The following is a 12,653-nucleotide window of genomic DNA, read 5'->3' as shown; positions in this document are numbered from 1 at the left end:
GCTCCCTCCTCCTATAAAAGGGGTGCGTCGCATGGCTAACGTTGAAAGATCGAAGTCGGGACAATCCATACAGTCAACAGAGGAGTTATCAAAGCAAGCCAAAAGAAGAAAACGAAACCAAGAACTCGTGGGCTATGCGTTTATTTCACCTTGGTTAATTGGTTTTTTCGGGTTTATTATTGGACCAATGATCGCTTCCTTATATTTCTCATTTACGGACTACGACATGCTCTCAAGTCCGAATTGGGTAGGGCTAGCCAATTATACAGAGATGTTTACCAATGATCCGCGGTTTAGAACGTCGATTTATGTCACCTTAGTATTTGTGTTGGTGTCGACCCCACTAAAGCTTATTTTTGCTTTGTTCATTGCGATGCTTTTCAACAATCAGCAAAAAGGGTCAGGCTTCTATACGACCATCTTTTATATTCCTTCGATTATTGGGGGAAGCGTAGCTGTAGCCGTGATGTGGCGCCAATTGTTTGGCGGACAAGGCGCGATTAACGACATCTTGCTTTTCCTTGGGATCGAGGGGCGTAACTGGATTGCCAGCCCTGATCACGCCTTAGGGGTTCTAGTATTGTTGGTCATATGGCAATTTGGGTCACCGATGATTATTTTCCTTGCAGGACTTAGGCAAATTCCGAAAGACTTGTATGAAGCCGTTTCGGTCGATGGAGCTGGGCCCATTCGTAAATTTTTCTCGATTACTTTTCCGATGCTGACGCCTGTTATCTTTTTCAACTTGATTATGCAAATGATCGGGGGCTTCCTTGTCTTTACACAGGCTTTTGTAACCACCGAGGGCGGACCACTTGATCGAACATTATTTTATGCCCTCTACTTATATGAAAGAGCTTTTCAAAATTATCAAATGGGCTATGCATCTGCGATGGCTTGGGTGCTGCTCATCGTTATAGCCATTATCACCGCGCTGTTGTTTTATAGTTCTAAAAAGTGGGTCTACTACGAATCGGATAAGGGGTGATACACATGAAAAAGAATCAAAAGCTTAAAGTAGTTCTGTATCATACGTTTGTGATCGCCTTCGGCTTTGTCATGCTGTATCCGGTTCTGTGGATGATTGCTAGCTCACTAAAGCCGAATGCGGAAATATTTCAGCAGGCAGCCTCACTCATTCCTTCCACATTAAATTGGGAAAACTACGCTCAAGGGTGGGAAGGGTTTGGAAGAACGGGTTTTGACCAAATCTTTGCAAACTCTATGTTTGTCTCAGGGATGAATATCGTGGGAGCACTGTTTTCATCCTCCTTTGTTGCGTTTGGTTTCGCGAGGTTAAATTTTCGTTTCAAAAAAACCTTGTTTGCATGCTTGATCGGGACATTAATGCTTCCAATGCAAATCACGCTTATTCCTCAGTATATTTTGTTTAATTATTTTGGTTGGGTCAACACATTTCTGCCATTGATTGTCCCTGCCTTTGTTGGAGGAGTTCCTTTCTTTGTCTTTTTAATGATTCAATTTATTCGTGGCGTGCCGCGTGAGCTAGATGAAGCTGCGGTTATGGATGGATGTTCAACCTTTGGCATCTTCTGGCGGATTATTCTACCACTCTGTAAACCAGTTTTGGTCACCGTGACGATCTTTGCATTCATGTGGAGCTGGGATGACTTCTTCGGAGCCCTCATTTATCTGAATGATCCGGGGCTCTACACTGTCGCATTAGGCCTAGCGAGTTTTCTTGATTCAACTGGAGCGACTTCTTGGGGACCGTTGCTAGCGATGGCGACACTATCGTTATTGCCTCAGTTTATTATTTTCATGTTCTTTCAAAAATATCTTGTCCAAGGGATTGCCACCACTGGTATCAAATAGCGTAAACATGGATCTTCATGCATTTATATTTGAAGCAAGGTTTCCACGAGAAGGGCGGTTTATGCAAATCTTGCTTAGAGGTTAACAAGGACACACCAAAATAGGAGAGTGCGCAAACCATGAAACGTTTTGCTATGTGTGGAGTAAGCCAAAGAGCCATGGGGATGTTCATTCGCCCAATGGTGGAGAACTTTTCGGAGACCTGCGAATTAGTGGGCTTGCTTGATCAGGATGAGAAGAGGTTCTCTGAGTGTAAGGCAGACATTCCGCAAGTATCTTCAGTGTGTGAGTTCAAGGAGAGTCAGTTTGAGGAAATGGTAGCTGAAACGAAGCCCGATGTGGTCATTGTCGCGAGCCGTGATGATACCCATGTCACGTACATTCTAAAAGCATTAAAGCATAATCTGGATGTGATTACTGAAAAACCAATGGCGACCACGGCTTTCGACTGTAAGCGAATTATGAAAGCGGAAGAGGAGAGTCTGGGCAATGTCACAGTTACGTTCAACTATAGGTACAATCCCTATCATATGAAAATAAAGGAAATGATCATGGAAGGAAAGATAGGGAAAGTGACGTCTGTAGACTTGAACTGGTACATCGACACGTATCATGGCTCAAGCTACTTTCAAAGGTGGAATCGTAAGCGAGAGTATTCTGGAGGACTCTCCATTCACAAGAGCTCTCATCATTTTGATCTAATCAACTGGTGGCTCGATCAGTCTCCTGTGGAAGTCTTTGCGTTTGGCGGGTTGAATTATTATGGTTCACAAAGCGACTACAACCCGGAGAAAAAAGATGGGCGGCATTGCGGGACCTGTGATGTGAGCCAACACTGCGCGTACTACTCAAGATGGAATGCGAGGGGAAAGGGCGTCAAGGTAAGGGATGATCACATTAAATCGGATACAGGCAGAGAAAAAGGATATACGGACTATCGACCGGATCAGTGTATTTTTGATTCAGACATAGACATAGAAGATACGTATACAGGGACCGTTCGCTATGACAAAGGGTCACTTCTTAGCTACTCGATCAATTTCTCTCTTCCGTATGAAGGGTACCGGTTAGCGATTAATGGGACCAAGGGCCGAATTGAATCGATGGAATACCACGCTCCGTCGCGCGTTCCTTTTCCAACGCCAGAGCAGACGATTGACTACATCCCTCTTTTTGGATCAAAGGAGACCATTCACGTTGTCAAGCGAGAAGGAGGGCACGGGGGAGGAGATCCTGTCCTTCAAGAAGATCTGTTTTGGGGGGCTGATCCCCTAAGGTCTTATGCTATCTTATCTGGAAGCAGAGACGGAGCGTACGCAGTAGCAACGGGGGAGGCCATGTGGCGCTCCGTAAAAGAAAACAGGTCGATGATGGTAGAAGAGTTGTTGAGTGGCGAGGAGCAGCAGAGAAAAGATATTCATAGAGTGTAAAAGATCGCATTCGACGACTAATAGTTAGACAAACCAAAACCCCGGTATCTTAAAAAAGACACCGAGGTTTTTTCCTTTTCCCTCAAATTCCGTCAATCAAAGAAGCAATCCCCTGCCGCACGCCTCTTCGCGCAATAATATCGGCATAGTCTGCAACCAATTCTTCCAATTGTGGAAGTTTCCGCAGATCCATTCCCCAGAGGGTCTCTTCCGAAAGTAACGACCTGATGTTATCGATTGTTTCACGCCCGCTTTGCCAATAATGGATAAGAAGCTGCATTGCCGCTTCCTCTTCGCGAACCGTATACGTTTCCCCGTCTAGTGCAATGGCTGCCCCACCATCCTCTGTTAGCTTCATTGATTGATAGAAAAGAAGAAGGGAAGCGAGTGAGAAGGCGAGTCGCTTTGGAATGGTGCCGTTTGTCTCCACGTGATCGATCACTGTTGGCAGAATTCTTTGTCTCCATTTGGAAATCGAATGAAGAGAAATTGACAAAAGTTCGTGCCTGGTAAACGGATTATCGAACCGCTCCAATGTAGACGCGGCGAACGCGTTTTTTGTCTCTTTATCTTGCGGGAGAATAGAAAGAATTTCTTCATACATCCCTGATTCAACAAAGGACCGAATCTCCGCATCGTCCATTGCTTCCTTCACAGTACGAAGGCCGGCTAGAAAGGCCGTTGCCATCATCATGGTATGGGTGCCATTTAGGATCCGAACTTTCAATTCTCGAAAAGGAGCCACATCTCCGTAATGCACGTTCAAGTTTGCAGCATGAAACGGCAACGTTGTGGCAACAGATGGACCCCCGTCAATAGCAAAAAAATGATAGGGTTCACAAACGGTGAGAAGCCGGTCTTCATAGGGCAGTCCGAGGTCTGCAGCGTGTTCTTTCGGATATCCAGGTACAATTCGGTCAACAAGTGTGTTGCAAAAGACATTGTGTTCGCTGACCCACGACCGGAAAGCGTCTGGCAGATTCCAATCCTGTGAGATTTGTAGAACGTATTGGTGAAGCAGGTCTCCGTTATTGCTTAGGAGCTCAAGCGGTAAAATGGTCATCCCTGACCCAGGATCTCCTTTAAAATGGCGGAAGCGGTGGTGTAAGAGAGCCGTCACTTTCCCTGGGAAGGTTAGCGGTGATTGGCTTTCTACATAGTCTTCTTTTTCATAGGTTAATCCTGCTTCCGTTGTGTTGGAGATCATCCACTTGATTTCTTCTGATTCAGCCACACGTAGTACGTCTTGCCATTTTTCATAAGGATTGATGCCGCGGCTGATGACATCGACTATCGTCTGCTGGTTCACGAGCTCTCCGTCTGAAATCCCTTGTTCGATAACGGTGTAAAGACCATCTTGTTCGTTTAAAACTGGTACAACTTTGCCTCTGGGCGTTGGTTGAACCGATACTATGGACCCGTTGAACGCGCCACTCTCATTCAGTTTATGAATCATCCAATCCATGTACCCGCGAATGAAGTTCCCTTCCCCAATTTGAATGATTTTTTCTGGTCTTCTCTTACGGGTTTTCAAGTATCCATCGCTTAAGCGAGGGGCAGTCGCGTTATTTAATGTCTTCATTACAAAATCACCCCATCTTTGAAAATGGCCATTTCTTTAAAGTCATAGGTTTCGTTCTTGGCTTCTGTCTCTCCAGAAGCCACCGCTATTACGGCGTTAAACAGTTCGTGTTTGACCTGCTCCATGGACCTGCCTTCGACGAGTTGTCCTGCATTGAAATCCATCCAGTGTCCCTTTTTCCTAAACAGCTGCGAGTTGGTCGCGATTTTCATGGTTGGTACAGGTCCTCCAAAAGGTGTGCCCCGTCCGGTTGTAAAGAGGACGATATGTGCCCCGGCAGCGGCTAGCGCTGTAACGGAGACGAGGTCGTTGCCCGGACCTTGCACCAAATTAAAGCCGTTTTTCTCCACGGGATGCCCGTAAGGCACAACGTCGACGACAGGGGAAAATCCACCTTTTTGCACACAGCCAAGAGATTTTTCTTCAAGCGTTGTGATGCCTCCGTCCTTATTGCCAGGGGACGGGTTCTCGTAGACAGGTTGATCGTACCGGACAAAGTAGTCTTTGAAATCATTAATCAAGGTAACGATCTCATTGAAAACCCCTTCATCCGAAGCTCGGTCCATTAGAATCGTCTCTGCCCCAAACATTTCAGGGACTTCCGTCATAATCGTTGTTCCACCTTGTTCAACTAAAAGATCGGAAAAAGCGCCGACAAGTGGGTTGGCCGTAATGCCTGAGAAGCCGTCGGAGCCCCCACATTTCAATCCTACTTTCAGCTTGGCAATGGGCACAGATTCCCGTTGGAACTGGCGTGCGTATTCTACAAGCTCTTCCATCAACGCAAGACCTTCATCCATTTCATCTTCCACCTCTTGGACGGAGAGAAAACGAATACGCTCCGTGTCGAGGTTAGGAATGACTTTCTTGAAGGAGTCAATGTAATTGTTCTCACAACCAAGCCCTAAGACAAGAACACCGGCTGCGTTTTGGTGACTTGCAAGGCGAGCAAGGATTTTCTGTGTATAGGTGAGGTCATCTCCAAGCTGGGAGCAGCCAAATGGGTGTGGGAAATGAAAGACGCCGTCAATATCTTCACCTTGGAAGGTTGTGTTGCCTAACTTCGCCAGGTGTTCTGCGACTTTATTGATGCAACCGACCGTATTTAAGATCCAGATCTCATTACGAATGCCGACATCACCGTTTTTCCGGACGTACCCGCTGAATGTCTGACTGGAGTTGGCTAGCTTTATTTTCATAGGGATAGCGTTAGAAAACTCATAGGATAAGTTGCCGGACAGGTTGGTCTTCACGTTCTGGGAATGAACCCAAGTGCCTGTTTCGATCTTTTCTGTTGCATGGCCAATAGGAAACCCGTATTTTATAATGTCTTCGCCCGGTTGAATCGGTTGAATCGCGATTTTGTTTCCTTGTGGGACGTCAGTTAAAAGGGTGATCTCCGTTTCTTTTACGCGAAAGGTTTCGCCTTTTTTTAGTGGCTTAAGAGAGACGACAATGGAGTCATGTTCGTGGACCAACTGGATGGGTGAAGTCATGAATAAAACCTCCTTAAAGTTAAGGGATGGAAATTATCGCTTTAATGACATGATTGTCAGTGGCAAGCCAATCGGAAAAGCCATTAATGGCATCATCAAACGTACTAGTATGCGTGATATAAGCATTGACATCCACGTCAGCGGTACGCATCCAATTGATGACAGAGTGGAAATCCTCTTTCGTTGCGTTACGGCTCGCTTTTAAGGTGATTTCTTTTTGGTGAAAATCAGGGTCATGAAAGGAAATCGTTTGTTTTACAAGACCGACGTAGGTAAGCGTTCCTCCGTGAGCGACATAATGGAAAGCATTCATCATGGAGTCAGCGCTCCCTGTCGCATCGAGCACAATATCCGGCAAATCGCCATTCAGGCGGGCGCGAAGCTCTTCTTCCACATGATTTGAAGAAGGAAAGGCCTCATCAACCCCAGCCCATCTCCTACAAAAGTCGAGTCGGTCTTCTTTTGTGTCAACAACGGTGACATGCGCTCCCTTCGCTTTCGCAAAACGCATAACGCCAAGGCCAATGGGACCTGCGCCAATAACGAGAACACGATGGCCTCTTTGGATGTCGGAACGGCGAATAGCGTGGGCGCCGATGGCAAAGGGTTCAATCAGTGCTGCTTGCTCAAACGAAAGGTTATTAACAGCGATCACATTGGAGGCTGGGACGGGAAGTCGTTCTTGCATCCCTCCGTCCTTGTGTACGCCAAGAACTTGCAGAGCTTCGCAGCAGTTTGTTTTGCCATTACGGCATGCTTGGCATTCATTGCAGTGAAGATAAGGAATGATCGTCACGCGGTCTCCTTCACGAAGGTCATTAACTGACTCAGGTAAAGAGACGATCGTACCAGACAGCTCATGGCCAAGAATGCGTGGATAAGAGAAATACGGCTGATTGCCTTGAAAGGCATGAAGGTCTGTTCCGCATACCCCAATTCGTTTGATGGAAATCAGCACATCCAAATCACTTGATGAGTGCGCTTTCTTTTGGGTTTTTAAAGCCAGCTCAAAAGGTTGTTCACAGACGATGGATTTCATTGGCTCCTCCTGCTTTTTTTCATTGTAGCTGTAGTGTATCATTAGAAATATCATATAGAAATTGCTTACATTGATGATTTTATACCTTATTTTGATTGGAGGTTGATTTGTGGACACACAGCTTTCAAGGCAGGCATTAAAAAAGAAGTTTGATGATACAAAGGAAGGATTCATTCATGTGTCCCATCATCAAACGAAAAAGCCGGAAGAAGAACTGCCGAACCATCTTCATGATTGGAACGAGATCATCTATATTCACCAAGGTACAGGAACGCTTCTCATTGATCAGCAACTATACACCGTTGCTCCAGGCGACCTCTTCGTAATTCCAGGAAACACGGTCCACAGGGCGATGCCCAAGGAGAACAATCTCATTACCTCCACAGTCATCTTTTTTCATCCACGGGTGTTTGCGCACAGTCTAGAACCAGAGTTAAACATTATACGGCAAGCAAGGGGGCATAAAAGCTATCATTATCAATTGCAAGGAGAGCATGACCAACAGTTTGAGCGCTTTTTGGGTCTTCTTAGAAGGGAAAATACAAGGGAATTGGAGGGGAAGGCACAAGCTATTGCCTCATGGGTGCAGCTGTGTTTGTTAGAGATTTGGCGGCATGCACGATCGGTGGATGGAAAAGAGGAACAAATGATGAGCACTTCTTTAAACCGCATTCTCTCATTTATTGATGCCCATCTTCATGAAGAACTGAGCCTTAGGGAACTAGCCAAGAGAGAGGCTGTGTCTGCCGCCCATTTTAGCCGCCTATTTAAGAAGGAAATCGGCTTGAACTTATCCGATTATTTGCTGACAAAGCGCATTAGTTTGGCGAAGGGCTTGCTCGTCGAAAGTGATGAATCGATTGAGGGGATTGCAGAGAGATGCGGGTTTAGAAGTATGCCTCATTTTTATCGAAGCTTCAAAAAAATGACGGATATGACGCCTAGGTCGTATAGAACTCAGTATATCTAAGGGTTACAAGGAGGAAATGACATTGCTCCAAGGGAAGCTAGACGTTCACCTTTATGAAAGCAAGCACAAAGAACGAAATCAGATAAACGCCCATTTTCATTACACTCACCAGATTCTCTATGTCCTAGATGGAGAGGGAGAATGTGTGCTGGAAGAAGAAGTCAGTGAGCTAAAGCCAGACAGCATGATTATCATACGCCCACTTACGCCTCATTCCATTCAGGCAAGGTCGAAAATGACGGTACTCGTACTCGAATTTGATGAAACCCGGCTTTCTTTTAATTATAAGGTAGACCTAATTGCGCCTGTGTTTGATCAGTCTAAAGTACTGCGGCTCAATTTATTTGAAGGCAGCGAGGTGCGTCAGCTGCTGCGGAAAATGTTGTATGAGCAAGCGCGGGAAAGGCATGATGCCATGGTAGGTATCAAGCTACTGTTAGGGCAGTTTTTATTTCTTTTAACGAGAATGCAGCAGTCAGTTTATCAGGATACGAATCACTTGCGAGCCAAAGCGCTAAAAGACTTTATTGACGCCAATTACTATCAACTAACAAATGCCGAAGAAATGGCTGCGAAGATGGGGGTCAGTTCTCGCTATATGCATCAGATTTTCAAAGAATCGTACGATGTCACGGCGATGCGCTACGTAACAGAGGTGCGATTGAACCGTGTGAAGCAAATGCTTACGGATACAGAACTGGATATTGTTTCGATTTGTTTTGAAGTCGGTTTTGAATCACTTTCCACTTTCTATCGTGTCTTTAAACAGCATGTCGGGGTGTCCCCTCTTGTTTACCGCAATACATATGTGAAACTTGACTGAACTTTTGTTCTGAAATTGAGAGTGGAATGCAAGGAGTGGTAAGACTCTTTGACTGCGTTCTCATTATGATAGACCTATCTTGAACGCATGAAAGGGGATTATTTAATGACGACGCATCATATCGGGATTATCATGAACGGAGTCACAGGGAGAATGGGGACGAATCAACACTTGATCCGATCCATTGTCGCGATTCGCGCACAAGGCGGTGTCGTTTTGGAAGACGGTAATGTGTTGATGCCAGACCCAATTTTAGTAGGAAGAAACGAGGCGAAGCTCGAGGCTCTTGCTGAAAAGCACGGGATTGATCGAATTGAAACAAGCCTTAAAAATGCTTTGGCAGATGAGCATAACATAATTTACTTCGATTCTCAAACAACCAATCGCCGTGCTGAAGCCATCAAGCAGGCGATTGCCGCCGGGAAGCATATTTACTGCGAAAAACCAACAGCGACAAGTGTGGAGGAATCGCTTGAGCTTGCGAGACTCGCCAAAGAAGCAGGGGTGAAGAACGGTGTTGTGCAAGATAAGCTTTTCTTACCGGGCTTGTTGAAATTGAAGCGATTGATCGACAGCGGCTATTTCGGCGAGATTCTATCCATGAAACTGGATTTTGGCTACTGGGTATTTGAAGGAGACTGGCAGGAAGGGCAGCGTCCAAGCTGGAATTACCGTAAAGAAGACGGCGGAGGCATTATCGTCGACATGTTTGCCCACTGGCGCTATGTCATTGATCACTTGTTTGGTGACATTAAATCACTTACCTGCCTCGGTGCTACGCACATCCCAACACGTGTCGATGAACAAGGAGAGGCCTACACAGCAACCGCCGATGACGCTGCTTACGCGATCTTTGAACTCGAAAGTGGAGCGGTCGTTCAGGCGAATTCCTCTTGGACGACGCGTGTGGATCGGGATGATCTGCTGACCATTCAAGTCGATGGAACGCTTGGAAGTGCGGTTGCGGGCTTACGTGAGTGCAAGACGCAACACCGCGTTCAGACACCGCGCCCGACATGGAACCCGGACATCCCAAACCCGATTCCATTTCAAGAGCTGTGGCAGGATGTTCCAGAGAATGAAGTGTACGACAATGGCTTTAAAATTCAGTGGGAATTGTTCTTAAAGCATGTTCACCGTGATGATGCCTTTCCGTGGGATTTGCTTGAAGGAGCGAAAGGGACGCAGTTAGCTGATCTTGGACTTGAAGCGTGGCGTGAGCGCAAATGGGTCGATGTACCAAAACTTAAAGTCGAAGCGCCAGCCAAGCAAGTGTAGGGGGGACACTGATGACATTATCTATTACATTGCCAAATGAAGGTCGGACCACAAGCGTCTACACGCTACAGCAAACCGAAAGAACCTATGCAAAGACGGCTTCCTTTTCGTCTCGAAGTGCGTACTCTGCCGCTCACGTGGTCGCCGATCCACTTTCTGCTTCCCACCCCGTGCTTGGGGGAGAAGTGGACTGGGAGGCGACACTGTCTTACCGCCACTCACTCTGGAAGCTCGGCTTTGGGGTGGCGGAAGCAATGGACACCGCACAACGGGGGATGGGCCTCACCTGGGAAACCGCGAAAGAACTTATTGCTCGATCGGCAAAAGAAGCGAAAGCCGCCGGTGGTGCGATTGCCTCTGGGGCAGGCACAGACCATCTTGATTTGTCTGTTTCTCATTCGCTGGATGATATCGTCCGCGCGTATGAAGAACAGTTTGAGTTTGTCGAGGGACAGGGGAGCCAGGTGATTTTCATGGCTAGCCGAGCGCTTGCTAAAACGGCCAAGCACCCAAGCGACTATGCACGCGTCTATGGCCATATGCTCAGCCAAGTCAAGGATCCTGTAATTGTGCATTGGCTCGGGGACATGTTTGATCCAAATCTAGCAGGTTACTGGGGCGAACAGGAACTCGACCGTGCGATGGATGCTTGTCTTGAAGTCATTCATACAAATGCAGCAAAAATTGATGGGATCAAAATCTCGCTCCTTGATAAAGAGAAGGAGATCGAGATGCGACGCAAGCTCCCTGAAAGTGTGGGGATGTATACGGGTGATGATTTTAACTATCCTGAGCTGATTGCCGGAGATGAACAGGGCTATAGCCATGCATTGCTTGGCATTTTTGATGCGATTGCTCCAGCCGCGGCGAATGCTCTCGAAGCGTTTGATCAAGGCGACCTTGATACGTACGATCAAATCATGAATCCGACGGTCCCGCTTGCACGCCACATTTTTGAGGCACCTACTTACGCATATAAAACGGGGATTGTTTTTATGGCGTATGTAAATGGCTACCAGAATCACTTCCGCATGATTGGAGGAGCGGAAGGGGCGCGTTCTGCCGTTCATTTGGCAAAACTGTTCCAACTTGCCGATCGAGCAGGTCTCTTACTGAATCCTGAACTTGCGGTCTCCCGCATGGCGCATGTCCTTGAGGGAGCAGGCCTTCAACAGGAGGTACTAAAATCATGAACCATCCTGCTGTGAACCGACTGAGCCTGAATCAAATTACGACCGAGCAATGGAAGTTGCAAGAAGCGCTTGAAGGTTGTGCCAAAAGAGAGGTGGAATGGATCTCGATTTGGCGCCACAAGCTTCATGAATACGGAGTTAGCGAAACGAAGAAGCATCTGCAGGAAACGGGGATTCGTGTATCAAGCCTGTGCCGTGGTGGAATGTTCCCGGCTGCGACCAAACAGGAACGCAAGCGGAGAATCGATGACAACTTGAGAGCGATCGATGAAGCAGCGAAGCTTGGAACAAACGTGCTTGTGCTCGTATGCGGACCGAGTTCTGATGACAACTTGCCAGAAGCCAGACGGCATGTGCAGGAAGGCATTGAAGCGATTATTCCTTACGCAAAGGAGTGTAACATCAAGCTTGGCATTGAACCGCTTCATCCGATGTATGCGGCGGATCGGTCGGTAATCAATACGCTTGGCCAGGCTAATAGGCTAGCTGAGACAGTGGGCAAGGAGCAAGTCGGTGTTGTCGTGGATGCGTTTCATGTGTGGTGGGATCCTGAGCTTGACAGTGAAATCGAGCGAGCGAAAGGCAACATTCTTGGCTTTCACGTGTCCGATTGGAAAGTGCCGATTACAGATATGTTTAAGGGACGGTCGATGATGGGCGATGGTGTGATTGAGCTGCGGAAGGTGAGAAAGCAAGTGGAAGCAGCCGGTTATCAGGGACCGATCGAAGTGGAAATCATGAATCAGGCGCTTTGGGATCGCCCTGGTGATGATGTTATCAGGGAGATGATCGAGCGGTATAAGAGCCATGTCTGATACTCCATACGGCTGAAACGGTGGGATTTTCAAGTGCTTAATCATGCACCTAACATTTCTGTTTTGGATAAGCCTTGAGCCTAAGGCCCGTGCTGTGACCCCCTCACCTATGTTCTAAGTTTTCCCTTGAGGTGGGGGGCTTTTAGTTAATGCGGGTTGAATTTATAGACTCAGGAATAAGCGGGAGGCAA

11 protein-coding genes are annotated in these 12,653 nt (G+C 46.9%); 8 read left to right on the top strand and 3 right to left on the bottom strand.

The genetic code is table 11. The features are described 5' to 3' along the window. The first annotated feature begins 31 nt into the window (after positions 1–31). The 3 genes from AVZ68_RS00620 (at position 32) to AVZ68_RS00610 (ending at position 3,266) form a co-directional block, all read left to right on the top strand. Complete coding sequence (locus AVZ68_RS00620; RefSeq protein WP_059102605.1) at positions 32–988, top strand: carbohydrate ABC transporter permease; 957 nt, start codon at positions 32–34, stop codon at positions 986–988. Between the two features lie 5 nt (positions 989–993). Beyond that, on the top strand, positions 994–1,836 hold the full coding sequence (locus AVZ68_RS00615; RefSeq protein WP_059102604.1) for a carbohydrate ABC transporter permease: 843 nt from the start codon (positions 994–996) through the stop codon (positions 1,834–1,836). 119 nt (positions 1,837–1,955) lie between these two features. Then, positions 1,956–3,266, top strand: coding sequence for a Gfo/Idh/MocA family protein (locus AVZ68_RS00610; protein ID WP_059102603.1), 1,311 nt, complete (start codon positions 1,956–1,958; stop codon positions 3,264–3,266). Between the two features lie 82 nt (positions 3,267–3,348). Here AVZ68_RS00610 and AVZ68_RS00605 read toward each other — a convergent pair whose 3' ends face one another. Genes AVZ68_RS00605 through AVZ68_RS00595 form a run of 3 tightly spaced genes read right to left on the bottom strand, consistent with a single transcriptional unit; the run spans position 3,349 to position 7,383 of the window. Next, entirely contained in the window at positions 3,349–4,848 is a 1,500-nt protein-coding gene (locus tag AVZ68_RS00605; RefSeq protein WP_082676222.1) for a tagaturonate reductase, read from the bottom strand. After that, complete coding sequence (locus tag AVZ68_RS00600) at positions 4,848–6,344, bottom strand: UxaA family hydrolase (protein WP_059102602.1); 1,497 nt, start codon at positions 6,342–6,344, stop codon at positions 4,848–4,850. Before AVZ68_RS00600 ends, AVZ68_RS00605 begins: the two co-directional genes overlap by 1 nt. Before the next feature lie 19 nt (positions 6,345–6,363). Next, positions 6,364–7,383, bottom strand: a complete 1,020-nt coding sequence (locus AVZ68_RS00595) for a zinc-binding alcohol dehydrogenase family protein (RefSeq protein WP_059102601.1) — start codon at positions 7,381–7,383, stop codon at positions 6,364–6,366. Positions 7,384–7,492: 109 nt separating this feature from the next. Here AVZ68_RS00595 and AVZ68_RS00590 point away from each other — a divergent pair, with 109 nt between their 5' ends. The 5 genes from AVZ68_RS00590 (at position 7,493) to AVZ68_RS00570 (ending at position 12,462) form a co-directional block, all read left to right on the top strand. Further along, positions 7,493–8,353, top strand: coding sequence for an AraC family transcriptional regulator (locus AVZ68_RS00590; RefSeq protein WP_059102600.1), 861 nt, complete (start codon positions 7,493–7,495; stop codon positions 8,351–8,353). Positions 8,354–8,369: 16 nt separating this feature from the next. Next, on the top strand, positions 8,370–9,176 hold the full coding sequence (locus tag AVZ68_RS00585) for an AraC family transcriptional regulator (RefSeq protein ID WP_059102599.1): 807 nt from the start codon (positions 8,370–8,372) through the stop codon (positions 9,174–9,176). Between the two features lie 105 nt (positions 9,177–9,281). Next, positions 9,282–10,454 carry a Gfo/Idh/MocA family protein gene (locus tag AVZ68_RS00580; RefSeq protein WP_059102598.1) on the top strand — a complete coding sequence of 391 codons (1,173 nt, stop codon included), beginning with the start codon at positions 9,282–9,284 and terminating at the stop codon, positions 10,452–10,454. An 11-nt stretch (positions 10,455–10,465) separates the two neighbouring features. Then, entirely contained in the window at positions 10,466–11,647 is a 1,182-nt protein-coding gene (locus AVZ68_RS00575; protein WP_059102597.1) for a dihydrodipicolinate synthase family protein, read from the top strand. Next, on the top strand, positions 11,644–12,462 hold the full coding sequence (locus tag AVZ68_RS00570) for a sugar phosphate isomerase/epimerase family protein (protein ID WP_059102596.1): 819 nt from the start codon (positions 11,644–11,646) through the stop codon (positions 12,460–12,462). The genes AVZ68_RS00575 and AVZ68_RS00570 overlap by 4 nt, the downstream gene beginning before the upstream one ends. Positions 12,463–12,653 lie beyond the last annotated feature (191 nt).

Source organism: Shouchella shacheensis (assembly GCF_001484965.1).
In the GTDB taxonomy this organism is placed as follows: domain Bacteria; phylum Bacillota; class Bacilli; order Bacillales; family Bacillaceae_D; genus Shouchella; species Shouchella shacheensis.
This window is presented reverse-complemented; position numbering and strand designations above follow the sequence as displayed.